General features: G+C 59.0%; 28 protein-coding genes. 14 read left to right on the forward strand and 14 right to left on the reverse strand.

Features of this window, described 5'->3' with window-relative positions; genetic code table 11:
- Nucleotides 1-51 precede the first annotated feature (51 nt).
- The 8 genes from AC4FIA_RS01280 to AC4FIA_RS01315 all read left to right on the forward strand — a co-directional run bounded on the left by AC4FIA_RS01280 (nucleotide 52) and on the right by AC4FIA_RS01315 (nucleotide 5970).
- Nucleotides 52-972 carry a manganese-dependent inorganic pyrophosphatase gene (locus AC4FIA_RS01280; RefSeq protein WP_490364402.1) on the forward strand — a complete coding sequence of 307 codons (921 nt, stop codon included), beginning with the start codon at nucleotides 52-54 and terminating at the stop codon, nucleotides 970-972.
- A 48-nt stretch (nucleotides 973-1020) separates the two neighbouring features.
- On the forward strand, nucleotides 1021-1665 hold the full coding sequence (gene gph / locus AC4FIA_RS01285; RefSeq protein WP_490364403.1) for a phosphoglycolate phosphatase: 645 nt from the start codon (nucleotides 1021-1023) through the stop codon (nucleotides 1663-1665).
- Nucleotides 1665-1949, forward strand: coding sequence for a DUF1294 domain-containing protein (locus AC4FIA_RS01290; protein WP_490364404.1), 285 nt, complete (start codon nucleotides 1665-1667; stop codon nucleotides 1947-1949). Before gph ends, AC4FIA_RS01290 begins: the two co-directional genes overlap by 1 nt.
- Nucleotides 1950-2006: 57 nt before the next feature.
- Nucleotides 2007-2879, forward strand: a complete 873-nt coding sequence (locus AC4FIA_RS01295; RefSeq protein WP_490364405.1) for a TIGR01459 family HAD-type hydrolase — start codon at nucleotides 2007-2009, stop codon at nucleotides 2877-2879.
- Nucleotides 2880-2981: 102 nt separating this feature from the next.
- On the forward strand, nucleotides 2982-3425 hold the full coding sequence (locus AC4FIA_RS01300) for a MaoC family dehydratase (RefSeq protein WP_103910485.1): 444 nt from the start codon (nucleotides 2982-2984) through the stop codon (nucleotides 3423-3425).
- Nucleotides 3426-3506: 81 nt separating this feature from the next.
- Nucleotides 3507-4439 carry a bifunctional riboflavin kinase/FAD synthetase gene (locus tag AC4FIA_RS01305; protein WP_490364406.1) on the forward strand — a complete coding sequence of 311 codons (933 nt, stop codon included), beginning with the start codon at nucleotides 3507-3509 and terminating at the stop codon, nucleotides 4437-4439.
- Nucleotides 4436-4909: a YcgN family cysteine cluster protein gene (locus AC4FIA_RS01310; RefSeq protein ID WP_490364407.1), complete on the forward strand. Its 474-nt coding sequence runs from the start codon at nucleotides 4436-4438 to the stop codon at nucleotides 4907-4909. Before AC4FIA_RS01305 ends, AC4FIA_RS01310 begins: the two co-directional genes overlap by 4 nt.
- 17 nt (nucleotides 4910-4926) lie before the next feature.
- Nucleotides 4927-5970 (forward strand): threonine aldolase family protein, encoded by a 1044-nt coding sequence (locus AC4FIA_RS01315; RefSeq protein WP_490364408.1) that lies wholly within the window; start codon nucleotides 4927-4929, stop codon nucleotides 5968-5970.
- Between the two features lie 7 nt (nucleotides 5971-5977).
- On the opposite strand, the gene hspQ is transcribed toward AC4FIA_RS01315, so the two are convergent.
- Nucleotides 5978-6304, reverse strand: a complete 327-nt coding sequence (gene hspQ, locus AC4FIA_RS01320; protein WP_103910489.1) for a heat shock protein HspQ — start codon at nucleotides 6302-6304, stop codon at nucleotides 5978-5980.
- 279 nt (nucleotides 6305-6583) lie between these two features.
- Here hspQ and AC4FIA_RS01325 point away from each other — a divergent pair, with 279 nt between their 5' ends.
- The gene (locus tag AC4FIA_RS01325) at nucleotides 6584-7177 is read left to right on the forward strand and encodes a transglycosylase SLT domain-containing protein (RefSeq protein WP_490364409.1); all 594 of its coding nucleotides are present in this window, start codon (nucleotides 6584-6586) and stop codon (nucleotides 7175-7177) included.
- 434 nt (nucleotides 7178-7611) lie between these two features.
- Here the strand turns inward: AC4FIA_RS01325 and AC4FIA_RS01330 are convergent, their stop codons facing one another.
- From AC4FIA_RS01330 to AC4FIA_RS01345, 4 genes are all read right to left on the reverse strand, one after another.
- Nucleotides 7612-8214, reverse strand: a complete 603-nt coding sequence (locus tag AC4FIA_RS01330; RefSeq protein WP_490364410.1) for a LolA family protein — start codon at nucleotides 8212-8214, stop codon at nucleotides 7612-7614.
- Between the two features lie 169 nt (nucleotides 8215-8383).
- On the reverse strand, nucleotides 8384-11506 hold the full coding sequence (locus AC4FIA_RS01335) for a DNA translocase FtsK (RefSeq protein WP_490364411.1): 3123 nt from the start codon (nucleotides 11504-11506) through the stop codon (nucleotides 8384-8386).
- A gap of 35 nt (nucleotides 11507-11541) precedes the next feature.
- Nucleotides 11542-12720, reverse strand: coding sequence for an aminotransferase class I/II-fold pyridoxal phosphate-dependent enzyme (locus tag AC4FIA_RS01340; RefSeq protein WP_490364412.1), 1179 nt, complete (start codon nucleotides 12718-12720; stop codon nucleotides 11542-11544).
- Nucleotides 12721-12867: 147 nt separating this feature from the next.
- Nucleotides 12868-14199, reverse strand: coding sequence for an amidase (locus AC4FIA_RS01345; protein WP_490364413.1), 1332 nt, complete (start codon nucleotides 14197-14199; stop codon nucleotides 12868-12870).
- 63 nt (nucleotides 14200-14262) lie between these two features.
- On the opposite strand from AC4FIA_RS01345, the gene AC4FIA_RS01350 reads away from it, so the two are divergent.
- Complete coding sequence (locus tag AC4FIA_RS01350; RefSeq protein WP_490364414.1) at nucleotides 14263-15513, forward strand: UbiH/UbiF/VisC/COQ6 family ubiquinone biosynthesis hydroxylase; 1251 nt, start codon at nucleotides 14263-14265, stop codon at nucleotides 15511-15513.
- On the opposite strand, the gene AC4FIA_RS01355 is transcribed toward AC4FIA_RS01350, so the two are convergent.
- On the reverse strand, nucleotides 15510-15986 hold the full coding sequence (locus AC4FIA_RS01355) for a transglycosylase SLT domain-containing protein (protein ID WP_490364415.1): 477 nt from the start codon (nucleotides 15984-15986) through the stop codon (nucleotides 15510-15512). The two genes, AC4FIA_RS01350 and AC4FIA_RS01355, sit on opposite strands and share 4 nt — an antisense overlap.
- 130 nt (nucleotides 15987-16116) lie before the next feature.
- Between AC4FIA_RS01355 and AC4FIA_RS01360 the strand changes: the two genes are divergently transcribed.
- Genes AC4FIA_RS01360 through AC4FIA_RS01370 form a run of 3 tightly spaced genes read left to right on the forward strand, consistent with a single transcriptional unit; the run spans nucleotide 16117 to nucleotide 18274 of the window.
- Nucleotides 16117-16974, forward strand: a complete 858-nt coding sequence (locus AC4FIA_RS01360; protein ID WP_490364416.1) for an SDR family oxidoreductase — start codon at nucleotides 16117-16119, stop codon at nucleotides 16972-16974.
- A 47-nt stretch (nucleotides 16975-17021) separates the two neighbouring features.
- Nucleotides 17022-17393, forward strand: coding sequence for a hypothetical protein (locus tag AC4FIA_RS01365; protein ID WP_490364417.1), 372 nt, complete (start codon nucleotides 17022-17024; stop codon nucleotides 17391-17393).
- Nucleotides 17394-17443: 50 nt separating this feature from the next.
- Nucleotides 17444-18274: a DMT family transporter gene (locus AC4FIA_RS01370; RefSeq protein WP_490364418.1), complete on the forward strand. Its 831-nt coding sequence runs from the start codon at nucleotides 17444-17446 to the stop codon at nucleotides 18272-18274.
- Between the two features lie 75 nt (nucleotides 18275-18349).
- Here AC4FIA_RS01370 and dxs read toward each other — a convergent pair whose 3' ends face one another.
- The 7 genes from dxs to AC4FIA_RS01405 form a co-directional block, all read right to left on the reverse strand.
- The gene (gene dxs / locus AC4FIA_RS01375) at nucleotides 18350-20275 is read right to left on the reverse strand and encodes a 1-deoxy-D-xylulose-5-phosphate synthase (RefSeq protein ID WP_490364419.1); all 1926 of its coding nucleotides are present in this window, start codon (nucleotides 20273-20275) and stop codon (nucleotides 18350-18352) included.
- Between the two features lie 39 nt (nucleotides 20276-20314).
- On the reverse strand, nucleotides 20315-21178 hold the full coding sequence (locus AC4FIA_RS01380; RefSeq protein WP_490364420.1) for a polyprenyl synthetase family protein: 864 nt from the start codon (nucleotides 21176-21178) through the stop codon (nucleotides 20315-20317).
- 6 nt (nucleotides 21179-21184) lie between these two features.
- A complete protein-coding gene (locus tag AC4FIA_RS01385; protein WP_103910501.1) occupies nucleotides 21185-21430 on the reverse strand; it encodes an exodeoxyribonuclease VII small subunit in 246 nt (81 codons plus the stop codon).
- Entirely contained in the window at nucleotides 21427-22350 is a 924-nt protein-coding gene (locus tag AC4FIA_RS01390; protein WP_490364421.1) for a histone deacetylase family protein, read from the reverse strand. Before AC4FIA_RS01390 ends, AC4FIA_RS01385 begins: the two co-directional genes overlap by 4 nt.
- A gap of 75 nt (nucleotides 22351-22425) precedes the next feature.
- On the reverse strand, nucleotides 22426-23319 hold the full coding sequence (locus AC4FIA_RS01395) for an HNH endonuclease (RefSeq protein ID WP_490364422.1): 894 nt from the start codon (nucleotides 23317-23319) through the stop codon (nucleotides 22426-22428).
- A gap of 55 nt (nucleotides 23320-23374) precedes the next feature.
- Nucleotides 23375-24076, reverse strand: a complete 702-nt coding sequence (locus tag AC4FIA_RS01400; protein WP_488049433.1) for a response regulator — start codon at nucleotides 24074-24076, stop codon at nucleotides 23375-23377.
- The gene (locus AC4FIA_RS01405) at nucleotides 24076-24585 is read right to left on the reverse strand and encodes a MarR family winged helix-turn-helix transcriptional regulator (RefSeq protein ID WP_103910504.1); all 510 of its coding nucleotides are present in this window, start codon (nucleotides 24583-24585) and stop codon (nucleotides 24076-24078) included. Before AC4FIA_RS01405 ends, AC4FIA_RS01400 begins: the two co-directional genes overlap by 1 nt.
- Nucleotides 24586-24745: 160 nt before the next feature.
- Between AC4FIA_RS01405 and AC4FIA_RS01410 the strand changes: the two genes are divergently transcribed.
- On the forward strand, nucleotides 24746-25615 hold the full coding sequence (locus tag AC4FIA_RS01410; protein ID WP_103910505.1) for a branched-chain amino acid aminotransferase: 870 nt from the start codon (nucleotides 24746-24748) through the stop codon (nucleotides 25613-25615).
- Here AC4FIA_RS01410 and AC4FIA_RS01415 read toward each other — a convergent pair.
- Nucleotides 25612-26586 carry a phosphatase domain-containing protein gene (locus tag AC4FIA_RS01415; protein WP_490364423.1) on the reverse strand — a complete coding sequence of 325 codons (975 nt, stop codon included), beginning with the start codon at nucleotides 26584-26586 and terminating at the stop codon, nucleotides 25612-25614. The two genes, AC4FIA_RS01410 and AC4FIA_RS01415, sit on opposite strands and share 4 nt — an antisense overlap.
- Nucleotides 26587-26591 lie beyond the last annotated feature (5 nt).

Consider the following 26591-nt stretch of genomic DNA (forward strand, 5'->3'; position numbering starts at 1 on the left):
AGCAGGCCTATAAGGCCCGCGAAACCGTATTGATTGACAAGGAAACCTCCCATGACGATTCAGGTCTTCGGCCACAAATCGCCCGACACAGACTCTACTGGTAGCCCGATCATCTGGGCTTGGTATCTGAACCAGATCAAAGGCACAGCGGCCAAGCCGGTTCTACTGGGCGAGCCGAACACAGAAGCGGCGTTCATGCTGGAGCGTTGGGGTCTGGACAAACCCGAGATCATCGCAGACGTCGAAGACGGCGCACCGGTAGTCATCGTGGACACGAACAACCCTGCCGAACTGCCTGCGAACGTCAACAACGCCGACATCCAGGGCATCATCGACCACCACAAGCTGGTCGGCGGTCTGGAAACCAAAGGCCCGATCGAAATCCGCGTTGAGCCGCTGGCATGTACAGCAACCATCATGTGGAAAATGATCGGCAAGGATCTGGCGCAGGCACCCGAGGGTGTTAAAGGCGCGATGCTGACATGCATCCTGTCCGACACGCTGGAATTCCGTTCGCCGACCACCACACAGGAAGACAAGGCTGTTGCCCACGCGCTGGCCGACGATCTGGGTGTGAACATCGGTGAACTGGCGGCAGACATGTTTGCTGCGAAATCCGACGTTTCCGCGTTCTCGGATGCCGAGCTGATCCGCATGGACAGCAAGGAATACGAAGTCGACGGCACCAAGTTCCGCGTATCGGTTCTGGAAACCACGGCCCCTGACATCCCGCTGAACCGCAAGGACAGCCTGATGGAAACCATGAAGACTGTTCAGACCGAAGACGGCGTTGATCAGGTTCTGCTGTTCGTGGTCGACATCCTGAAAGAAGAGGCCACCCTGCTGGTGCCGAACGATCTGGTGAAGTCCGTGGCCGAGAAGAGCTTTGGCGCATCGGTCAGCGGCGACACGGTTGTGCTGCCGGGCATCATGAGCCGGAAGAAACAGATCATTCCGAACCTGAAGGTTTGATCGAACAAGGCGTCCTTCGGGGCGCCTTTTTCATATGCGGGGGGCATTATGGCGATAGTTGTATTTGATCTGGATGGCACGCTGATCGACAGCGCGCCGGATATTCGGGCGACCGCCAATGACGTTCTGTCCGCGATGGACGCCGCGCCCTTGGATCTGGCTGAAACGATCTCCTTTATCGGCAATGGCGCGGGTGTGTTTGTCCGCAAGATGCGCGAAGCCCGCCATCTGCCCGAGGCACGCGAAGCGGAAATGCTGCGTCTGTTTCTGGACGGGTACGAGAACGCCAAGGACCTGACCCAGCTGTATTCCGGTGTGCTTGATGCGCTGAAGGTGCTGCAAGGTCAGGGCCACGCGCTTGGCCTGTGCACCAACAAGCCCGAAGTGCCTGCGCGGGCCATTCTAAAGCACATGGGGCTAGAGCCGTTCTTTCCCGCTGTCATCGGCGGTGACAGCCTGCCTTTGCGCAAACCCGACCCTGCGCCGCTTTTGGCGACCTGCGATGCGCTTGGCGACGGGTCACGCATCTATGTGGGCGACAGCGAGGTGGATGCAGAAACCGCTGACCGCGCCGGCATCCCGTTTCTGCTGTTCGAAGGCGGTTATCGCAAAACGCCGGTGACTGATCTGCCCCATGCGGCCAGCTTCACCGATTTCGCCGCCCTGCCTGATCTGGTCGCGGCACACGCGTGATGGAACCTGTTCTGACGGCCCTAGGCTTTCTGGTTCTGATCAACATCGCGGCCTTCGCCGCCTTTGCCGAAGACAAACGACGGGCAGCCAAAGGGCTGTGGCGGATATCGGAAAGCAGCCTTTTGACACTCGCGCTGTTGGGCGGCTGGGGCGGTGCAAAACTGGCGCAGCGCAGGTTCCGGCATAAGACACGCAAGGAACCTTTTCGCACCGCACTGAATTTTATTCCTGCCGTGTGGGTCATCCTGCCGGGCGTGATTTGGTTTACAGGCTTTCGCCCGTGACTGGATTTTTCGCCTGCCACGCGTCATATCGAAGATAACAGAATTCAGAGGCCCATTATGACCCAGATCATCCAGTCCCTTTCCGAGGTATCCGACCGCTACGACGCTCTGTTCGTCGATCTGTGGGGCTGCGTGCACAACGGGATCGAGGCCTATCCGGACGCCGTCGCTGCACTTCAGGCGTTTCGGGCCAAGGGTGGTAAGGTCGTGCTACTGACCAATGCACCGCGCCCCCGTGACAGCGTGGAACGTCAGATCACCAAAATGGGCGTTCCGGATGATGCGTGGGACACCATCGCGACATCAGGCGATTCTGCGCGGGCTGCGATGTTCACTGGCGCTGTGGGTCAGAAAATCTGGTTCATGGGCGAAGATCACGACAAGTCCTTCTTCAAACCACTGGCGATCATCGACAACCCCGTCGATATCCAACAGATTCCGCTGGAAGAGGCCGAAGGCATCGTCTGCTGCGGCCCGTTTGATCCGCACGCCGACCCCGATGTGAACCGCCCTCAGTTCCTGTACGCCAAGCAAAAGGGTCTGAAGTTGCTTTGCGCCAACCCCGATATCGTCGTGGACCGTGGCGAGCGCCGTGAATGGTGCGCCGGTGCCCTGGCGCGGCTTTATACCGAGATGGGCGGCGAAAGCCTGTACTTCGGCAAACCGCACCCGCCGATCTATGATCTGGCGCGCCGTCGTCTGACGGAATTGGGCGTCGATGCATCGGATGCCGCGATTCTGGCGATCGGGGATGGGCCCCATACAGACGTTGATGGGGCCATGGGCGAAGACATCGACTCGCTTTTCATCACCGGCGGCTTAGCGTCGCAGGAGACGAAAACCGACGGCCAACCGGATGCGGAAGCCCTAAGCGATTATATCCAAAAGGAAAAAATCGCTCCGACCTTCTCAATCGGATTTTTGCGGTAATCATCTTTTCTCTTGATTTTCTGCGCCTGCAAAGTAATAAAGTTGCGCGAATAGCAAACATGCACGACTTTTATTACCGGACCGCTGAATATGGAGAGACCCATGCTCGATAATATGCCTCGCGGCACGATCTGCATCGAAGACATCGAGATGGGCATGACCCGTCATCTTCGTAAAGAGGTCACCGATAAAGACATCGAGATGTTTGCCGAGGTCTCGACCGACCACAATCCGGTGCATCTGGACGAAGACTATGCGCAGGACACGATCTTTGAAGGTCGTATTGCCCACGGCATGCTGACCGCTGGTCTGATTTCCGCTGTGATCGGTGAACAGCTTCCGGGTCATGGCACGATCTATATGGGTCAGACACTGAAGTTCCTTGGCCCTGTGCGCCCCGGTGATGTTGTCTACGCCGAGGTCAAAGTGATCGACATCGATCTGGCCAAGCGTCGCGTCAAGCTGGATTGCCACTGCTCGGTCAACGACAAGAAAGTGCTGATTGGCGAAGCGACTGTTCTGGCACCCAGCCGGAAATTCGACTGATCCCATCCTCCGCCGCGTTATTTCGGCCCAACAGGCGCAGGCTTCTTGCGCCTGCCTAAGGGGAAAGATAACCCTCGGTCCATGAGGATCATCCGCGACTATCAATTCGTTACCCCCGAAGACCGAGGCGCAAGCGCCGCTATCGGTAACTTTGACGGTGTACATATCGGCCACCAGTCCGTGATCGAGATCGCGCGCAAGGCTGATCCGTCGGCCCCGCTGGGCGTGGTGACGTTTGAACCGCACCCCCGCGAATATTTCGCCCCCGATGCCCCGCCCTTCCGCCTGATGAGCCCCAAGGCCCGCGCCACGCGGTTGGAAAAGCTTGGGGTCGAGCGGCTGTACGAGCTGAACTTCAACGCCGCCTTGGCCGCGTTGACCCCGCGCGAATTCGCTGAAAACGTGATCACCCGTGGACTGGGTCTAAAACACGTCGTGGTTGGTGCCGATTTCTGTTTCGGCAAGGGCCGATCCGGCACCGTTCAGGATTTGCAGACCTTTGGCGAAGAAATGGGGTTTGGTGTGACGATTGCAGAACTGCTGGAAGGCACCGAAGGTCAGGTATCATCCACCGCGATCCGCACAGCGCTGAGCGAAGGGCGCCCACGGGATGCGGCGGCGCAATTGGGCCACTGGCACCGGATCGAAGGCAAGGTGATCGGCGGCGAACAGCGCGGCCGTGAACTGGGCTATCCCACAGCGAACATGTCCATCGACGGGCTGCACCCGCCCAAGTTTGGCGTCTATGCCGTGTTGGTCGACGTTCTGGACGGCCCACACAAGGGCACCTACCACGGTGCAGCATCGCTGGGCGTGCGTCCGATGTTTGGCGAGAACCGTGCAAACCTTGAAACCTTCCTGTTCGATTTCTCGGGCGATCTGTATGGCTCGACCCTGTCCATCGGGCTGGTCGATTTCCTACGCCCCGAGGAAAAATTCGACGGGCGTCAGGCGCTGATTGACCAGATGGATGCAGACTGCCGTCAGGCGCGGGATATTCTGGGTGCGCTATGAGCGATGACCCGATCAAACGCGACGGCCTTTCCCCCCGTTTCTGGGAGAAGAAACACTATTCCAAGCTGAACAAAGCGGAATGGGAAGCGCTGTGCGACGGCTGTGGCAAATGCTGTCTGAACAAGCTGGAAGATCCGGACACAGGCGAAGTGGCCCTGACCCGCGTGGCGTGCCGCCTGTTCGACGACAGCACCTGCCGCTGTTCGCAATACGACATCCGCCACCAGTTCGTGCCGGAATGCATCGTGATGACCCCGCAGAACATCGAAGAGCACGCCTATTGGCTGCCGAAGACCTGCGCCTATTATCTGCTGTGGTCGGGACAGAAGCTTTATGATTGGCACCCGCTGATTTCTGGTACGCCTGAAAGCGTGCATGACGCAGGCGTCAGTATGCGCGATGCCACCGTTGCAGAATTTGAAGTTGATGATGACGACTGGGAAAATCACATTATCGACGAACCCATCTAAGACCTAAGGAACGCGCAATGTACTTTGCATCGGACAACGCCGGCCCCCTCCACCCCAAAGCGCTTGAGGCGCTGACACGTGCGAACGAAGGCTATGTTCCGGGCTATGGCGGCGATGATCTGACAGCCCGCGTCCAAGACCGCATCCGCGACCTGTTCGAAGCGCCCGACGCCGCCGTCTATCTGGTCGCAACAGGCACAGCCGCAAACAGCATCGCCCTAGCCAATTACTGCCAGCCGTTCCAGACGGTGTTCTGCACTCCGCTTGCCCATATCAACGTCGACGAATGCAACGCGCCCGAGTTTTACATGGGCGGCGGCAAGCTGACGTTGGTTCCGGGCAGCGACCGCATGACCCCAGACGCCCTGCGCGCCACCATCGAAGGCGAAGAGGTACGCGGCGTTCACGGCCCTCAGCGCGGCCCTGTCTCGATCACCCAGATCACCGAATACGGCAACCTTTATAGCCTTGAGGATTTGCACGCGCTGACGGCGGTGGCCAAAGACTATAACCTGCCCGTCCATCTGGACGGCGCGCGCTTTGCCAACGCCTGCATGGCGCTTGGCTGCACGCCAGCCGAAATGTCGTGGAAGGCCGGCGTCGATGTCGCCGTCTTTGGCGGCACCAAGAACGGTCTGATGGGCGTTGAAGCGGTGGTGATGTTCGATCCTGACAAAGCGTGGGAATTCGAACTGCGCCGCAAACGCGGGGGCCATCTGTTTTCGAAACATCGCTACCTGGCGGCACAGATGGACGCCTATCTGGACGACAATCTGTGGATGACACTTGCGCAGCAATCCAACACCAAAGCCGCCCATCTGGTCGAAGGCCTGAGTGATGCCGCAATCATCCGCAATGACCCCAAGGGTAACATGGTATTCTTTGATGTGCCCCGCCACCTGCATCAGAAACTGCAGGCCGCTGGCGCGAAGTATTACCTTTGGGAAGGTACGTTCGAAGGGGACGATCCGAACGAAATGCTGACAGGACGACTGGTCTGCGACTGGTCCATTTCAGCCGAGAATATCGACAAATTCACAAGTCTGGTAAAAGCGGGCTAAGGCCCGATCAGTTCAGCTGGAAATGGAGCTCGTAGGTGCCTTCGTTGAAGGCACCGAACATATCCGCCACGTCGGGATGTTCGACCGGTTCATTGGAATAGTCGGCGATCAGGTTCTGCTCAGAGACATAGGCCACGTAAAAGCTCTGATCGTTTTCCGCCAGAAGATGGTAGAACGGCTGCTCTTTTGTGGGGCGGCTGTCCTCGGGGATCGCCTCGTACCATTCTTCTGTATTCGCAAACTCTGGGTCCACGTCAAAAACCACCCCGCGGAAGGGGTGTTTCTTGTGTCGGACCACTTGGCCGAGGTTATATTTGGCGCGTTGCGAGTGCATAGACGATATCCCTAACGGGCTAATAATAACCTTTCAATCGCATTTTGTTCAACTTTTGGCCACATTTTGGTTGGAAACACTGTGTGGCCGATAGTCCGACAGTTAACTTTTTGTATCTTTTGACGTTTTTTAAGCGCTTTCGCGCGCGGCCCGTTTTGCCCACAAACAGAACCGCCACAATCCCGCTGATGCAACGAAATGTGTTTTCACCTTCGGGCGAATTCCGGTATATTGAATGCAATCAAAAAGCTGAAAGCAGCAAAAAATAGCGAGAGGCAAATGAGCAGAACTCTTCGCGCATTGGTGATTGTCCTTCTCGTCGCGTCCTGCGGCGGGGGTGGTGGCTCTACATCCGCGCCCAAAAACCTTGATGATGCCTGCGCAATCCTTGCGCAACGCCCGCATTATGTGCGCGCCTTCCGGGCCGCCGAACGCAAATGGGGCGTGCCGATGCACGTGCAGATGGCCACGATCTATCAAGAGTCGAAATTCATCGGCAACGCGCGTACGCCGTTCCAGTACAAACTGGGTGTGATCCCGACAGGGCGCCAAAGTTCGGCCTTTGGATACAGTCAGGCGCTGGATGGCACGTGGAAAGAATACCAACAGTCTGAAGGCGGCTCACGTTCGCGTCGCGACAACATTCAGGACGCGACGGACTTCATGGGTTGGTACATGGCACAAAGCCGCGACAGCCTCGGCATTTCGCTGCGTGACGCCCGCAACCAGTACCTTGCCTACCACGAAGGCCGCACCGGCTTTAAACGCGGCAGCTATAACAACAAGTCGTGGCTGCTGCGCGTGGCGAATGAAGTGGGGCAACGGTCCTTGATCTATGAGATCCAGTTGGCGGAATGCCGTCACGCCAGATAATCCAGTGGCGCGGCTGCGCCGCACAGGTTGGCTCGTCCTTCGGCCTATGGCCGGCGCCCTCGGTTTTGGCGCGCAGTCCTTAGGTATTTTCTTTCTTCAAATACCTTGGGGGAATTGGCCGAAGGCCAAAGGGGCAAAGCCCCCCTGATTCCTAGCCCGCATTGTCGTCGTCACTAACATCCTCCAACCACGCCACCGCAGTCCATGCTGCGCGGGTGACTTTCATGATGGCCTCCGTCTAGCTGTTTGTTCTGGGTATTATTTGGGGCTGAGTGATCTGCGGATTAGAGATATGTCAGCGCTAGACACTATCGACCCTGAGCGGAAACGGACTGGCCGCGCCGCCAATGTATTTCAGACGGAAAGCACGTACTGGAAACGCAAAAGGCGGAGTTGCCCCCGCCTTTGCAGTAATAACATCTTCCTGCAAGCGATCAGTTCAGCTTGTCGATCTCGTCGCGGATATTGAACAGGGATCTGGGCAGTGATTTCTTTTCCAAACCACCCAAAATCACCGTTGTTTGGCTTCCGCCGGAATCGGTGATGATCCACTGCCGCAGCTCGGTCGGGCTGTCGGTGAACTTCAGCTGGATCGAGCCGTATTCAGGATTGCGCGGGTCCTGCGCAGTGACAATCGTCGCAGTGCCGTCGTAGCCATGCGCGGTCACCATGTTGGCCTGCGCAAGGTTCACGTTCGCCGCCAGAATGATCGACAAAGGTGTCTGGTTCAGCGGATAGGTTTCCGCCGTTCCGTTGATTTTACGGTCAAGGATCACAACGGTGCCGTTGTTCGCCATCACCAGCGCCTTTTCAGGCGGGTTATAGTCGAACCGTGCACGACCCGGGCGCGACAGGGAAATCGTACCTGTCGAAATGGTGCCATCAGCGTTGATCTGCGTGAACGGGCTTTCTGCCGTTTTGATACCGTTTAAATAGTTGGAAATCGCATTCAGCGACAGCTTGTCGGCCATGGCCGAGCTTGCTGAGAAGACGACCAGTGATGCTGTCAGAGCCGCTTTAAGCAGGTGTTTAGGCATAGGTGGTTCGGTCCTTGGTTGTGTTCCTGTTCTTCATATAAGACCGACTTCGCACGTTGTCGCGGTGCTAAGCGATAACCAGCCGATTGTTGCCGGATAACACTGTGGGTCCAAATGAAAACGGGCCGCAAGACTGCGACCCGCTTAGGTATTCAACCGTTCCGGTGGCTTATTGTTCCGGCACCAGAATTTCGCGTTTGCCGACGTGGTTGGCCGACGACACGACGCCTTCGTCTTCCATCTGCTCGACCAGTCGGGCAGCTTTGTTATAGCCGATCGCCAGTTTCCGCTGGATGTAGGAGGTCGAGCATTTGCGGTCGCGGATCACGATGGCGACGGCCTGATCGTAAAGCGCATCTTCGCCGTCGGTGTTGCCACCTGTGTTCAGGCCAAGAACCGCGTCGATGTTGTCGGCTTTGTCGTCATCCGGACCCTGAACAACACCAGAGATATATTCCGGCGGGCCAAAGGCCTTGAGGTGGTTCACAACCTCTTCGACCTCTTCATCGGACACGAACGGGCCGTGGCAGCGGGTGATCTTTGCACCGCCCGCCATGTACAGCATATCGCCCATTCCCAAGAGCTGCTCCGCGCCCATTTCGCCAAGGATCGTACGGCTGTCGATTTTCGACGTGACCTGGAAGGAAATACGCGTCGGGAAGTTCGCCTTGATCGTACCGGTGATAACGTCAACGGACGGACGCTGGGTGGCCATGATCAGGTGGATACCGGAGGCACGGGCCATCTGCGCCAGACGCTGGATGCAGGCCTCGATCTCTTTGCCGGCGACCATCATCAGGTCGGCCATCTCGTCGACGATGACGACGATGTACGGCATTTTCTTGGGTTCGAATTCTTCGGTCTCGAAGATCGGATCACCGGTTTCATCGTCAAAGCCGGTCTGGACGGTGCGTTCGAACATCTGGTTCTTGCGCAGCGCTTCTTCGACGCGGCCGTTGTAGCCGTCGATGTTGCGCACGCCCATCTTGGACATTTTGCGATACCGGTCTTCCATTTCGCCGACGACCCACTTCAGCGCGACAACCGCCTTTTTCGGGTCGGTCACAACCGGCGACAGTAGGTGCGGGATGCCGTCGTAAACGGAGAGTTCCAGCATCTTCGGGTCGATCATGATCATCCGGCATTCATCCGGCGACAGCTTGTACAGCAGCGACAGGATCATGGTGTTGATCGCAACGGACTTACCCGAACCCGTGGTACCCGCAATCAGCAGGTGGGGCATCTTGGCAAGGTTGGCGACGACCGGATCACCGCCGATGTCCTTACCCAAAGCCAGCGGCAGCTTCTGGTTGCCATCGCCGTAATCACGCGACGACAGGATTTCGCGGAAGGACACCATTTCGCGGTTGTCATTCGGCAGTTCGATACCGATGACCGAACGACCCGGAACAGTGGACACACGCGCGGACAACGCCGACATGGAACGGGCGATATCGTCGGCAAGGCCGATCACGCGCGATGCTTTCAGGCCCGGAGCGGGTTCAAGTTCGTACATGGTGACAACGGGGCCCGGACGGACCGAGACGATTTCACCTTTGACGCCATAGTCATCCAGAACGGATTCCAGCATACGCGCGTTTTCTTCCAACGCCTCATCCGACAGATGGTGACGTTCGACATTTTCGGGGTTCGACAACAGCGACAACGGCGGCAGTTCGTATTCGACGGCATTGTCTTCGAACTTCAGCTGAGGAGAGGACTCTTCAATCGCGCGCTTGGACGGTTGCAGCGGTTTGCGGTTCAGCGGCTGAACCACCTTTTTCGGTTGCTGAACAGGCGTGGCTGCGCTGGGTTCTGCTGTGTAAGAGGTGATCGGTGTGACGTCTTCTTCGTCATCCATATCCTCAAAGATATTCGCATCTTCTTCGTAATCCGCCATCGGGGCGTGATCGTCGATGCGGTTATCCTGTGTCAGTTGCGCAGGTTCCTGTGCGATGTCCTGTTCAATGCGCTGCTTTTGCGCAGCCAAACGGTTGGTCGCAGCCTGAACAGCAGCGGACAAGGCGCTCATGCCGCCAGCGGCTGCAGGCGCGGCTGCCTCGACGGGCATGTCGGAGACCATCGGCGCTTCCATCTCGACCGGCGCATGGCCAGCCGTCAGGGGCGGTTCGGCGCGCAATGTTGCGTTGCGCGGAGTTGTGTTGGCGATCAGCGGATCAGGGCGACGGCCACGGCCCTTGGTCAACGGTGCTTCTGCCTCAATCCGGGCCTGAGGCGTGGTGCGTAGGCGGGCTTTTACAGCGTCGGAAATCTTGGCGCTGATGCGGTCGCTGGCAGGTGCTTCTATTTCCTGTTCCATCACCTGTTCAACCAGTTCCGGTTCCGGCAGCGGTTCCTGACGTTTGATCAGGGACGGCATGCGCGACAGGAAGCTTTGCTTTTCTTCGACGACAGGTTCGGGCGCGTACTGCTGACCAACGTAATCGGCGTACATATCCGGTTCGATTAGCGTGTCTTCGGGCGCAGCAGGCATTTCGGCGCGGCGGACACGCGATGCGACGGGCTGAGCGGCAGCCTCTTGCGCAGCGGCCCAAGCGGCGGCTTCTTCGGTCTCGATCCGGCGTTGTTCACGGCGGGTGCGGTGGGCTTCTTGCATGGACATGGCCCCATGCATTGCACCCGAAGCACCGCGGCCCAGAAGCTTGAGGATCGTGGCGTAGGTCATGATGACACCCACCACAAGGAAACGACCGATGCGGGACACTTCTTCGCGCGTGAAGCCCAATACGAATGCGCCCATGGCAAGAAGCGCAAGTCCCATCAGAACCATAGCGATTTTCAGCGAAATGGCGGCACCAAAGGGCAGAAGGCCCATAAACGTGCCCATCATCATGTCACCGAACAGACCACCCAGACCGAAACTGTGGCTCCATTCGGCACCGGCATTTTGACCCGAGGCATAAATCGCAGCCAGCGCCACCCAGATGGGGGCAAAGATTACACGGCCCGCAGCGCGTTCATCGCCCTTATGCAGGACAAGGCGCACGCCCCAGACAATCAGGACCAGCGAAATGGCCCAGCTGCCTGCGCCAACGATCATGAACAAAGGCGCTGCAATCGAGGCACCCAGACGGCCCATCCAGTTCTGAACGGGCGCATCGGTGGCAGAGATCCAGGACGGGTCGTCAGGCGAATAGGACGCGATCATCGCTGCGGCCATCAGCCCCAGCAGGATCAGCGCCAAGCCAATCAATTCCTTCCCGCGTTTTTCGATAGCGGCCTGTACGTCGCTGTCAAAAAGGGGGTCTCTTCCCCGTGCCTGATATGCCATGTTTCGCCTCTTTTATCGGTCTTTATTTTTATGGTTCAGTCGTACAGGCAGTCGCGCAAACGCGTCAGCCCGTCTTCTGTTTCTTTCGCGGGCGCAACCAACGCCACGCGGATGTATTGCTTGCCCGGATTGCCCGCAGCCGTGTCGCGGGACAGATACGCGCCGGGCAGCACCCGCACGCCTGTTTCTGTCCACAGCTTCAGCGCGGCCTCTTCGCCGTCGTTCACCGGCAACCACAGGAAAAAGCCTGCCTCGGGCGACTGGTAGCCCGGCACGTTGCCAAGGATGCGGTCCGCCAAGGCGAACTTTTCCTGATAAAGTGCGCGGTTTTCGATCACATGGACTTCGTCCGCCCAGACCTTTTCCGACACGCGCTGAATAGGTAACGGCAGCGGCGCGCCCGAGTAATTGCGCAGTTGCTGCATGCGGCTGATGCATTCAGGGCCGCCCGCGACAAAGCCCGAACGCAAACCCGGTAGGTTCGACCGTTTGGACAGCGAATGGAAGATCACCACGCGTTCAGGATCGGCACCCATGTCGCGCGCGACCTGAAGCGCGCCTGTCGGTGCTTCGTTGCGGTAAATCTCGGAATAGCATTCATCAGCCAGAATGCGGAAATCGTGTTTTTCGGCCAGCGCGATCAGGCGTTCCCAATAGTCACGGCTGGCAACGGCGCCCTGCGGGTTGGCGGGCGAACAGATGTAGGCCAGCGTGGTGCGATCCAGAACCTCGGCAGGCAGGCTTTCGTAGTCCGGCAGATGTCCGGTTTCGGCGGTGGCGGGCACAAAAACGGCCTCGGCCCCGACAGACGCGGCTGCAACCGCGTAGACCTGATAGAACGGGTTCGGTGTCAGAATGACAGGCTGTTTGCCGCGCTTTGTTTCGGGGCACAGCGCCATGGCGGCGTTGTACAGCCCTTCGCGCGTGCCGTTCAGCGGCATGATATCTGTTTCGGCATCGACCGTGACGCCATAGCGCCGCTTGATCCAGTCGCGGATCGCGGCACGCAGTTCATCTGTTCCGTTGTTCGGGGGGTAGCGGCCGAATTCCGCAACGGATTGCGCCAGAACATCACCCACCCAGTCAGGGAAGGAATGTTTGGGTTCACCAATGGTCATATGCTGAACAGGGCCACCCGCAGGATGGGTGTCCAATAGCGCACGAAGGCGCGGAAACGCGTATGCCGGAAGGTTCGAAAACCGCTCGGGGAACATGATTTACTGCCTCTGAATGCGGGAATTCTTTGTCCCGCTTTTGTTCAGAATACGAAATGACCTGCCCTTCGTCCAGAAAAAGCCTTTCGAATCCGGCACCTGTGGCAGGAAAATCGCAGCGTCAAATTTCTGTCGCGTGACGGCGGTTTATTCGCCCAGCGCGCGTTCAGCGGCGACAGCCACAGCCAGCAGGCTTTCTTCGCCATCCGCGCGGCCCATCAGCGATATCCCACAAGACGGCGTGCCGGTCGGCAGAGTGACCACGGCCAGCCCCATCAGGTTGCCCACGCGGGTATTGCGCAGGGTCAGCAGGTTTTCGGTGACGTAGTAATCGTTGTCCGACATCAAGCGGTCTACGTTCGGCGGCATGTTCGGCACCGTGGGGCACAGAACCGCGTCGAAACCAGCCATTTCCTGGGCCCAGACCTGACGGACTTGATCCAGCTGCAACCACGCAGCGACATAGTCAGATGCCTTATGCCCTGCCCCACCTTCGAACCGTTCGCGGATCGGCGGGAACATCACATCGCCTTTGGCCGTAATCTGATCGCCCCACGTACCCCAAGCCTCGGACGTATAGAGAATACCGGCATTATCCATCGGGCCCTGGATTTCGGGGCATGTGACATCGACGATCTCGGCCCCGGCCTTGCGCAGACGGTCCAGCGCATCTGCATAGGCCTTGGCTGGCGTGTCGCGCAGGTCGTCCATCACGATGGTTTGCAGCGCGCCAAAGCGGCGGCCTTTCAGCGACCCGCGCGGCAGGTCCATAGCCCCCTGCCCTTCTATCGCGGCCAGCATCAGCGCGGCGTCTTCTACCGATTGGCAAAGCGGGCCGATGGTGTCGAACTTGGCCGCCAAGGGCACAACGCCTGTCAGGGGAATACGGCCCGACGTGGTTTTCAGGCCAACCAGATCGTTCCAAGCGGACGGCACACGCACCGAACCGCCAGTGTCCGACCCGACAGCCGCTGCCGCCAAGCCAAAGGCAACCGAGGCCGCCGCTCCAGAGGAGGAGCCACCGGACACCGCATCTTCGTCGTTCACGCAGGGCGAAGTGGCGGTCACAGGGTTCAGGCCCAGACCGGAAAAGGCCAGTTCTGACATGTGCGTTTTGCCAAGGCACACCAACCCCAGCGCCGTCGCGTTGCGCAGCACCCACGCGTCGCGATCCGGTACACGGCCTTCCAGCAGTTTCGATCCTGCCTCGGTCGCGGTGCCTGCGCTATCGAACAGATCTTTCCAGCTGACAGGCACGCCGTCCAAAGGCGACAGGCGCGCACCACGGGCGGCGCGATCGGATGCTGCCGCAGCCTCGGCACGTGCGCGATCCGGCGTGACACGGGCATAGATACGGTCGCGCATCGGATGGTTGGCGATCTTATCCAGATAGGTTTCGCACAGTGCTGCGGGGTCGATTTCCCCCTTGGCAATGCCGCGTCCCAGATCGGCTGCTGTCATCTCTGTCCAATCGCCCATGGCCCTACCCTTTCGCCAAATCCGGTCGCAAATCACCTGCGCACGGTAGCGGCGTGGAACCGCATGGACAATGCCGCCAAAGCGCCCATATTGCAGACCATGAATTACGACTCGGATATTGCCATCGTTGGCGGTGGTTTGAACGGGACAGCCATGGCGCTGGCCCTTGTGCGGTCGGGCCTGAGCGTGACGCTGATCGACGCCGCCAGCCTGCCAACCCGCGCGGCCCCTGATTTCGACGGACGGTCCTATGCTTTGGCGCTGACATCGAAACGGATGCTGGCCGCTTTGGGCCTGTGGGATGGTCTGGCGGAAAATGCCCAGCCGATGAACCAGATCAAGGTGACGGACGGGCGGATCAACGACGGTCACGCGTTTCTTGGCCTCCATTTCGACGCAGCCGAGCTGGAAGAAGGCCCGATGGGCTATATGGTCGAAGACCGCCACCTGCGCCACGCCCTGCTGGACGCGGTCGAGGCCGAGCCGAACATCACGCATATGTCTGCGGCCCGTGTTGTCGCGCAGGAAGTGACGACAATTGCGGCCACCCTGACGCTGGAAGACGGCAAAACCGTCACCGCGCGTGTGATCATCGGCGCCGATGGCCGCCAGAGCGGGACAGCCGAACGCGCTGGCATCAGCCGAACGGGGTGGAGCTATGACCAGACCGCGCTGGTCTGCGCGATTGCGCACGAAAAACCGCACCAAGGCATCGCGCATCAGTTCTTTATGCCGTCCGGCCCCTTGGCGATCCTGCCGCTGAAAGGCAACCGATCGTCTATTGTCTGGAGCGAAAAGTCCGATCTGGCGCAGCAGATCAACGGGCTCTCGGACGAAAAATACCTGCAAATCCTGCGCCCGCGTTTCGGCGATTTTCTGGGCGAGATTTCGTTGGCAGGCGCACGGTTCACCTATCCGCTGAACCTGACGCTGGCGAATTCTGTTGTTAGTGATCGTCTGGTTCTGGTTGGTGATGCCGCCCACGGGATGCACCCCATCGCGGGTCAGGGTCTGAATGCAGGTCTGAAAGACATCGCCGTTCTGGCGCAAGTCATGGACGAGGCGAAACGCCGTGGCGAAGACATTGCCAGCCCGCTGGTCCTGGAACGCTATGCCGAATGGCGCAGCTTTGATGTGGCCACGCTGGCCGCCGCGACGGATGTGTTCAATCGCCTGTTCTCGAACGACAGCAGCCTTTTGCGGCTGGGCCGTGATCTGGGGATGAAAGCGGTGAACGCCATGCCGAACCTGCGGCGCGGTTTTATGCGCGAAGCGGCTGGCCTGACAGGCGAACTTCCAGCGTTGATGCGTTAACTGCGCAGGCCTGTTTCCACCAACATGCCCCTGCGCTTGGCTTCGTAATAGTAGCCACGCGCATACCAGCCCACAGCGGTGTCATAGTCGCCATCCGACAAAAGCCACGCGCCACGCAGGTACTTCACCGCGTATTTCAGGTTGGTTTCCGCATCCAGAAGGTCATTCGGCTGACCGCGAAAGCCCATGGTATGGGCGGTCGCTGGCAGGATCTGCATCAGGCCGTAATAGGGACCATTCCGCGCCTCGGGGCGATGGGTGCTTTCACGGATGATGACCTTATGAACCAGCGGGCGCGGCACCTGATATTCATCCGCATATTGGTTGATCAGCGCCCGTAACTCCTGCGTTTCGTTCGGATGCAGTGGCAGAGCAGAGGCCGCCTGAACAGGCTCGGCCTCGGGTCGCAAAATCGCACATCCCGCAAGTGGGATCAGCGCAATGCACAGTGTCAGCGTTCGGATCAGCCCCATGGTCCTGCCCTTTGGTTTTGCCCCTAGACAGCACAAATACACGCCCCACGCGAGGACGCTTTTGGATATATGATGGGATCGGCGCTGGTTTGCCTTGAAATCCCCCACCATGCGCAGCAGTTTGCCGATTATGACTGACGCACCTGTTCTTTTGTCCCTTGGACACGGCTTTTCCGCCCGCGCCCTGACCCGCCGCCTGTTGCCGCAAGGCTGGGAGGTGATCGGCACAACCCGCAGCCCCGACAAACTGGACGCGCTGCGCGCCACCGGTGTGACGCCGATCCTGTGGGATAAGGACGCTATTGAAGCCGTCCTGCCAAGGGCCACGCATCTGTTGATCTCGGCCGGTCCAACCGACGATGGCGACCCGTCACTGGCGCTGGTCGGCGACGCCATCCGCGCCCATGCGAGGGATCTGGAGTGGTGCGGATATCTGTCGACCACCGGCGTTTACGGCAACCATGACGGCGCTTGGGTCGATGAAACCGCTGGTATGACGCCCACGGGCAAACGCGGGCGCCTGCGGGTCGAGGCCGAGGCCGAATGGCTGGCCATCCCCGATCTGCCGCTGCACATTTTCCGACTTGCAGGCATCTACGGGCCTGGTCGTGGCCCGTTTGAAAAGGTGCGCGCCGGACGGGCGCAACAGGTGGTCAAAAAGGGCCAGGTGTTTTCGCGCATCCACGTCGATGATATCGCGCAGGTTCTTGAGGCCTCGATCAACCGCCCGAACCCCGGATCGGCCTATAATGTTTGTGACGATGACCCCGCCCCGCCGCAGGATGTGATCGCCTATGCGGCTGAATTGCTGGGCGTCCCCGCCCCGCCGGAAGTGCCCTATGAAGAGGCCGAAATGACGCCGATGGCGCGTAGTTTCTATGCCGACAACAAACGCATCTCGAACGACAAGATCAAAGACGAACTGGGTGTGAAACTGGAATATCCTGATTATCGGGTCGGCCTACGGGCGCTGCTTAAGACGCTATAAACCATGTCGTCCTTTTGCGCCGCGTCCAACCTAGTAGAGATTGAGCTATGACCTGGATCGCGACGCTATACGCGGTGGCCATTGCTGGCGTGATCGCCTTTCAGATTGCATTGATCGCTGGTGCGCCTTGGGGGCATCTGACGCAAGGCGGTCAGGTGCAGGGTGCTTTGCCGAAAAGCGGTCGGGTGATCGCGGTGATTTCAATTCCGATCAACCTATGCATGGCGCTGGCGATTATGTCAGCGGCAGGGTTCTGGCCCAACTGGCCGATGTGGACGAGCTGGAGTGCTTTGATCTTGCACGGGGTGTTGGCGGTTATGAACTGCATCACACCCAGCCGCGCGGAACGCAGGCTGTGGGCACCCGTTACCTTGATGATCCTTCTGTGTGCCGTCTTGATCGTGTTGGTGCCCCTGTGAGGCCTGATACCTCAATAGATGCCGGCGCCAACCTGCGCGGCAGTTTGTGGATGACCGCGGCCATGGCGGCCTTTGCGGTTGAGGATTCGTTGATCAAAGGTGCTGCCAAAACAGTACCGATTGGCGAGGTCCTGATCCTGTTCGGGCTGGGCGGTGTGCTGGTTTTTGCCTGTGTTGCGCTTTTGAACCGGGAACGTCTGTATACGCCCGATGTCATCTCTCGTCCGATGCGCATTCGGGTGCTATTCGAAATCACGGGTCGGCTGTTTTACGGATTGGCGATTGCGTTGACGCCTTTGTCGGCAGCGACGGTGATCCTGCAAGCGACGCCAATTGTGGTGGTCGCCAGCGCGGCGGTGGTGTTTGGCGAAAAGGTCGGTTGGCGCAGATGGACGGCGATCCTGATCGGGTTGGTCGGCGTGGTCGTTATCGTGCAGCCGGGGGGCGACAGTTTCTCTGCCCTGTCCATACTGGCCGTGCTGGGCATGATCGGCTTTGCAGGCCGCGATCTGGCCAGCCGTGCCGCACCCAAAACGATCAGCACGACGTTGCTGGGGCTTTACGGGTTTCTGGCAATTGTTGTTGCTGGTGCCATCTATGCGGTTTGGCGGGGCGAGGCGTTTGTGGTGCCCGATCTCCGCGCGATGGGTTTTGTGGTCGCTGCATCGCTGACCGGCGCAGGGGCCTATGCCTGTCTGATGAAAGCCATGCGCACCGGCGAAGTGTCGGCTGTCACGCCGTTCCGCTATACTCGGCTGATCTTTGGCATCGCTTTAGGCGTGTTTGTATTCGGCGAGGCGCTGAGCCTGCCGATGGTCATCGGATCGGGTCTGATCGTGATCTCGGGGCTGTTCATCCTGTTGCGAGGCAAAGCGCGGTAGGGGCTTTGCCCCCTTGGCCTGCGGCCAATTCCCCCAAGGTATTTGGGGAAAGAAAATACCTTGGGTGTTGCGAGGTCAGGCGCGTTTGTCCAGTGTGGCGATACCGAGGGTATCCAGCACTTTCGCTTCGATATCGGCCGCATTCAGGCCCGCTGTTGCGTACATATCGGCGGGGCTGGATTGGTCGATGAACGTATCGGGCAGAACCATCGAACGGAATTTCAAACCGGTGTCGAATGCGCCCTCTTCTGCCAGAAGCTGGGCCACATGGCTGCCGAAACCGCCAACGGCGCCTTCTTCGATGGTGATCAGCACGTCATGATCAGCGGCCAGTTGCAGGATCATGTCGCGATCCAACGGTTTGGCAAAGCGCGCGTCTGCGATGGTCGGCGTGATGCCTTTGGCGCGCAGAGCCTCGGACGCTTTTCTGACCTCGCCCAGACGGGTGCCGAAAGACAGAATGGCGACCTGTTTGCCCTCTTGCACGATGCGGCCTTTGCCGATTTCAAGGATTTCCGGCTGATCGGGCATGTCCACGCCTTCGCCTTCGCCGCGCGGGTAGCGGAAAGCGATGGGGCCGTCGTCATAGGCGGCGGCAGTGGCAACCATGTGTTTGAGCTCCGCCTCATCCGCAGCGGCCATCACGACCATGCCGGGCAGGTTTGCCATATAGGCGATGTCAAAGCTGCCAGCGTGGGTCGCGCCGTCTGCGCCGACCAGACCTGCACGGTCGATGGCAAAGCGGACAGGCAAACGCTGAATCGCCACATCGTGCACGACCTGATCATAGCCGCGCTGCAGGAAGGTCGAGTACATCGCGCAGAAGGGGCGCATGCCACCGGCGGCCAGTGCGGCAGCAAAGGTCACGCCGTGTTGTTCGGCGATGCCCACGTCAAAGACGCGCGACGGATAACGTTCGGCCATCAGGTTCAGACCCGTGCCATCGGGCATCGCGGCGGTGACGGCGCAGATGCGGCTGTCGACGGCGGCCAGATCGGTCAGGGTTTCGCCAAACACCTTGGTATAGCTGGGCGCGTTGGAGGGCGCTTTTTTCTGGGTGCCGGTCAGGACATCGAATTTCGCTGTGGCGTGACCTTTGTCACTGCGGGCCTCGGCGGGGGCATAGCCTTTGCCCTTTTTGGTCAGGACGTGCAGCAGGATCGGACCGTGGGCGCGGTCCTTGATGGCGCGCAGCACGGGCAGCAGTTGATCCATGTCGTGGCCATCAATCGGGCCGATGTAGGAAAAGCCCAAAGCCTCGAACATGGTGCCGCCCATGGCCATGCCTTTCAGCATGTCCTTGGCGCGCTTGGCGCCTTCGCGGAAGGGTTCGGGCAGGAAGGACACCGCGCCTTTGGCCGCGTCTTTCAGGGTGTGGAAGGGCTGTTGCGTGTACAACCCGCTGAGGTAGCTGGACAGTGCGCCTGTGGGCGGGGCAATCGACATTTCGTTATCGTTCAGAATAACGATCATGCGCTTTTTCAGATGGCCCGCGTTGTTCATCGCCTCATAGGCCATGCCTGCAGACATCGATCCGTCGCCGATAATCGCGATGGCATCACCGTGGCCTGTGTCACTGGCACCGCCCAGATCGCGAGCAACCGCAAAGCCCAGCGCCGCCGAGATCGAAGTCGAGCTATGGGCTGCGCCGAAGGGATCATAGGGGCTTTCGCTGCGCTTGGTGAAACCGGACAGACCGTCCTTCTGGCGGATGGTGCGGATACGGTCGCGGCGGCCCGTCAGGATTTTATGCGGATAGGACTGGTGCGAGACGTCCCAGATGATCTTGTCGCGCGGCGCATCGAAAATCGCGTGAAGCGCGACGGTCAGTTCGACCACACCCAGACCCGCGCCAAGGTGACCGCCCGTTTCCGACACAGCCGAAATGGTTTCTGCGCGCAGTTCGTTGGCGACGCGCACCAATTCGGCATCTGACAGACCTTTCAGGTCGGCAGGTGTGTGTACGCGATCCAACAACGGTGTGGCAGGACGATCAGTCATTCGGTCACAGCCCCTTAAACTACAGGCGGGTGGCAGGCTTTAGGTCTGACGCGCGATAACGAAGCGGGCCGCGTCAATCAAGCCTTGGGCCTTATTACCATACGGAGATAGTGCTTCGCACGCCTGTTCCACCAGATTTTCTGCGCGGCTTTTTGCCCCGTCGAGACCAAGAAGCGAAACAAACGTCGCCTTGCCGCGATCTGCGTCCTTGCCGACAGCCTTGCCCATCGCGGCCTCATCACCGGTGACATCCAGAATGTCGTCGGCAATCTGGAAGGCCAGACCAAGCGCATCTGCATAGGCGGTCAGGGGGGCGACGTCGGCCTGTGCAAGCCGTGCGCCGGCCTCGGCCGACCAGCGGATCAGGGCACCGGTCTTGCCGTTTTGCAGCGCGATGATTTCATCCAGTGTCAGCGGCTGATCCGCCGTTTCAGCGGCGATATCCAGCGCTTGGCCCAGAACCATGCCCTGTGCGCCAGCGGCCTTGGCCAAGGTCAGCGCCAGATCACTGCGGACAGCAGGATTGGGGTGACATTCCGGCGACAGGACCAGTTCGAACCCCAGCGTTTGCAGGGCATCGCCCACCAGAACCGCTGTGCCTTCGTCCCATTTCTTATGCACTGTGGGCAGACCGCGGCGCAGGTCATCGTCATCCATGGACGGCAGATCATCATGCACAAGGCTGTAGGCGTGGATCGCTTCAATCGCCAAGGCAGGCATCAGGGCGTTTTCGACACCATGGATACGCGCGCTTTCCATCACCAGATAGGCGCGCAGGCGTTTACCGCCGTTGGTGGCATAGGCCATGCCTTGGGTCACCGGCAGATCAGGGTAACGCGCAAACACCTCGGCAAAGCCCACGTCAACGCGGGCAGCGGCGTCTTTCAGACCGTCCTTGAACATCGGCTGTTACAGGCCTTCGACAGGTGTTGTCCCTGTGGGCTGACCCGAGGCATCCAGCGTGATCGCAGCCACTTTTTCTTCGGCCTCTTTCAGCTTTTCCTCGCAGCGCTTTTTCAACGCAGCGCCGCGTTCATACAGCTTGATCGAATCCTCAAGAGGAACGTCGCCGCGTTCCAACTGGCCGACCACCTGCTCTAGTTCGCGCATGGCCTGTTCAAAGCTCAGGTCAGTCACAGGGGTTTCAGCAGTCATTGCGCGGCCTCCATCAATTCTTCGACATGTGCGCGGCCCGATGCCGCGAGCGCCTGAAGATCATAGCCGCCTTCCAAAGTCGAGACCACACGCCCATCGCAATGTTCTGCCGCGATCTGGCACAATTCGCGGGTGATCCAGCGGAAATCGTCCGTGGTCCATTCCAGTTGCGCCAAGGGATCGTCCTGATGGGCGTCAAAACCGGCGGAAATGATGATCAGTTGCGGGTCGAATTCACGCAAACGGGGGAAGATCTTATTCATGTAGGTCTTGCGCATCACCTCGCCACCCGAGGCAGGGGCCAGCGGGACGTTCATGATGTTGTTGTGCGCGCCGCGTTCCTTGGGTTCGCCCGTGCCGGGCCAGAGCGGGGATTGATGGCTGGTGATCGCCAAAGCGCGTGCTTCGTTCCACAGCAGGTCTTGCGTGCCGTTGCCGTGGTGCACATCGAAATCGACGACCGCGACACGATCAAGGTTGTGGACATCCAGTGCGTGTTTTGCGGCCAGCGCTGCCGTGCCGAACAGACAGAAGCCCATCGGCATCGAGGATTCGGCGTGGTGGCCCGGCGGGCGTGTGGCGCAGAAAGCGTTTTTGACCTCGCCGCCCATGACCATATCGACGGCCTTCAGCGCGGCCCCAACCCCACGCAACGCCGCGTTCAATGATCCGGGCGACAGCCATGTGTCGCCGTCCAACTGATCAAAACCTTCGGCAGGAACGCGCCTGCGGATCATGTCGATATAGTCCTGTGGATGGCAGCGCAGCAGATCATCATCACTCGCCATAGGGGCCGTCACGCGGATCAACTCCAGGCCTTCGAGGGCATGCAAAAGATGCTCAAGCCGCGCGACCCGTTCGGGGTGGCCTTCGGGGGTGACGTGGGTCAGGCAATCAGCATGGGTCAAAAGCGCAGTCATGGCAGGTCCGTTCGATCAATCATTCGAACGATAGCAAAGGCCGAAGCAGGGGGATTGGCAACCCCTCCTCTCAGGCTAGCCTTTGAAGCAGTTGGCCCGATGCCATTCGATGTATTCCTGACGAGGAAAATCGCGTGCGTGTCGCGGCAGTCGAATTCGCCCATCGCTATTGATCATTCCGGCGACAGCATCTGCATTATTAACCTGCCGCGAAATCAAAATCTCGTAGTCGTTTTTTAGACTTATCAATCCTCGGTCAAACATCCAATGAACCGTGCCAGATAATGCCAGTCCATTCGAAACGATATCAGGTCCATCAGCCTCAACCGACATGATGTGAGCAGCTTCTACCTCGGCACGCCCACCACCGTTGATAAGTTTCAACCCCGTTATCGCACAGGTTTCGTCATAAGCGCGCAAAATCGTCTTGCGGAAATTTCGGTCACGCACTTTGCGAGAGGTAATTTGCTGCACTCTTTCTCGTGCCGAGGGCATTTCGAAGGGCGTTTTGCCCTCTGCAAAACCAGTTGCCGGCTCCAATTCATCAATTCTGGGCAGAAGTGGGTCGTCCAAACCCCGAGACACGATACGGGAAAAGTCGGAAGGAGAAATTGGGCGGACAGCCGCTTGGGCTCTACCAGAGATTTTTCCCGCTTCGTTTAGCAGACCTCGCTCTACCGGTCCTTCGAAGTCGTTGAAGGGTACATGGTTTCCAAACTCTAAAAATGAGTTGGGTTCTATGACGGCCAAAAATAGGTTATTTTCCCGCGGATCTCGAATGATTTCCTGCACTTTTGCGACAGCGAAATAGCCGCGCGTGTCTTTTACTTTCGAGGGCTCAAGATAGACGATCCAGTTTCCAACACATTGTTCGACCCTCGACAAATACTGTTTGGGGAATTGATATTGAACCGCCGGCACATCGTCGTATCGCGCGTCATGCCGATGTATGAAAACCCCAAATGCCATTTGCAAATTCCATTCAAGAACAATGCCCTGACTAGTATCCAATCGAACCGAAAAATCAATCCGGCGCGAGCATGTAGCCTGCGCCACGGACGGTTTGCAGGTAGCGCGGTTGTTTGGGGTCGTCTTCGATCTTGCGGCGAAGGCGGGTGATCTGGACGTCGACGGCGCGTTCTTGGGATTGGCCACGGTCGCGGCCCAGTTCCTCAACCAGTTTGGTACGGCTGAGCGGTTCGCCCGGCTGGGCCGAGAAGATGCGCATCAGCTGGCTCTCGGTGGCGGTCAGGCGGACAAGGTCTTCGCCGCGCCACATCTCGCCCCGTTCGGTGTCATAACGGATGGGGCCGAGCGTCATCACCTTGGGTGCGGCCTCGGCCTGCGTGGCCTCGGGCATCCGGCGCAGGATCGCATTGATGCGCAGCAGCAGTTCCTTGGGTTCGAACGGTTTGGCCAGATAGTCGTCTGCGCCCGCCTCAAGCCCCTTGATCCGGTCTTCGGTTTCGGCCCGCGCCGTCAGCAGCATCACAGGCGTCGCGCGGGTCTGGCGGATGTGGTTGCACAGTGACACGCCGTCTTCGCCGGGCATCATCACGTCCAACACGATCAGATCGAAATCCAGACCGGACAGGATGCGTCGGGCATGGGCGGCGTCGCGTGCGGCACTGACCAGAAATCCGTTGCGCATTAGAAATTTCTGCAACAGCCCGCGGATGCGTTCGTCATCATCAACGATCAGAAGGTGCGCATCGGGATCGGTCATTAGCGGGTCTCGCGCATTTTGGTGTAGATGCGACGCATTTCAGGATCCATCATCGCCTCGAGCACCCGTTTAAATCCCTGAACAGCCTCGGGCCCTGCCTGACGATAGGCGGCGCGCATGCGAACGCGCTGAGCGTTCGACAGCTCTTGTTCAAGCGCCTCTCCTTTTTCGGTCAGGTGCAAGTTCCTCTCCCGTTTGTCGGACCGTCCCACGTTGCTCTGCACAAGACCGTCCTCGATCAGGGTTCGCAACACACGATTGAGCGATTGTTTTGTAACACCAAGAATGGCCAGTAAGTTATTAACGGTCGTTCCGGGATTTGCGTTAATGAAGTGCAGCGCGCGGTGGTGGGCGCGGCCATAGGAATAGTTTTGCAGGATTCGGTCGGGATCGGCCGTAAAGCCGCGATAGGCAAAGAACATCGCTTCGATGCCCTGACGCAGCTGGTCATCCGTCAAAAACAGCAGCGTTTCGCCACCCTGAGAGCCGGGAAGATCGGACTCGGACATCGGGATATCCCTTGTTTGCTTCGTTTTTCAGCATTTTAAGTCAGCCTTGTTGACATTCCAAGCACTGACTGGTAGCGAATCTCAGTTTTTCTGCAACTTTATGTCCGAAACGGACGTAGATTGCGCAACTTTCGAAAAAATCAGTCCGAGGAGAGATGAAATGGCTGGTGCATACGATGACCGCGACGGCAAAATCTGGATGGACGGCCAGTTTGTAGACTGGCGTTCCGCGAAGGTGCACGTGCTGACGCACGCAATGCATTACGCCAGCTCTGTCTTCGAAGGCGAACGCGCCTACAACGGCAAGATTTTCAAATCGCGCGAACATTCGGAACGTTTGCACTTTTCCGCAAACGCGCTGGATTTCTCGCTGCCCTATAGCGTTGACGAAATCGAAGCCGCCAAGGCCGCAGTTCTGAAAGAAAATGGTCTGACCGACGCCTACGTTCGTGCGTTTGCATGGCGTGGTGCCGGTTCCGATATGGGTGTCGCGTCCAAAAACAACCCTGTCCGCGTTGCAATCGCGGCGTGGGAGTGGGGCAACTACTATGGCGACGCCAAGATGAAAGGCGCCAAGCTGGACATCGCGAAATGGAAGCGCCCGTCGCCCGAAACGATCCCCAGCCACGCAAAGGCCGCCGGTCTTTACATGATCTGCACCATGTCCAAGCACGCGGCCGAGGCCAAAGGCTGTTCCGACGCGATGATGTTCGACTATCGCGGCTATGTGGCCGAAGCGACCGGCGCGAACATCTTCTTTGTCAAAGACGGTGAAGTGCACACGCCCAAGCCCGACTGCTTCCTGAACGGTCTGACGCGTCAAACCGTCATCGGCATGCTGAAAGAACGCGGCATCACCGTTCACGAACGCCACATCATGCCCGAAGAGCTGGAAGGCTTTGAGCAGTGCTGGCTGACAGGCACCGCGGCCGAGGTTACTCCGGTTGGTCAGATCGGTGACTACACGTTCGAGGTTGGCGCGCTGACGCGTGACATTTCGGACAGCTACGAAAAACTGGTTCGCCTTTAATCGGCGTCTAGCACGGGCCTGAAATCGGGCCCGTGCGCCACCGGAATACCCAGCGACTGGATCGCTTCGATATCCGCCAGATCGCGTTTATCGGCCCCCTTCCCCGGTTCACGGAAAATCACCTGCCTGATACGCCCCGGATGCCGCTTGGCCGCGTCCAGATAGACACGCGTATCGTGCTGGCCGGTATCCCCGATCAGAACAAATTCCAGTTCAGGATGCGCCGCGATCAGCGTGTCGATGGCTGATCCCTTGTGGTTGCCGTGGGTGCCCGAGATGAACTGTTTGTCGCTTAGCCCCAAGTCCCGCAGAAACATCGGCGCGCGTGGCAGGCCCGCACGGGTAAAGATGCGCTGTAGAAAATGATGCAGGTTCCACGGGCTGGACGACACGAAATAGATCGGCGCTTTTTCGTCCGCGAACCGCTGCATCAGTTCAACCGCATCGGGGTAGATATGACGGCTCAGCGCGCTGCCGGTCAGCGACGTCCACAGGTTGCGGAAAATGGAATAGGCGCCGGTTTCCATCACCGTGTCGTCAATGTCTGACACCACCGCATAAGGTGCATCTTTGGGCGGCAGGAAAACCGCCAGATCGGTGTCATCGCCATTTTCGGCGCAGACGTGAACCGTCTGCCAACCCTCCCACGCCGGATCGCGCGGCAGATGCAGAGTAAAATAGCCCTCTTCGTCGGTGATGCCTGTAACGTCGCCCGCTGTGATTGTGACACCGGCGACCTCATCGGTCAGGAACAACGACACCATCTGGCGCAGGTTCGTGATCCAACTGGCGTCCAGTACGGGATTGGTGCGTTTCAGCTTTTTCAGAACCCGCCCACGTAGAACGATGTGTTCGGGCGTGGCAAAGCCCAGATAGGGATCAATGACCACACTATCGGGGCGCTTTTTACGACGCATCCCGTCGAACAGGCGTTCAACGGGATGGAAGATTTTCGCAAGGAAGGCCTTCATCAAGA

The organism is Thalassococcus sp., assembly GCF_982780845.1.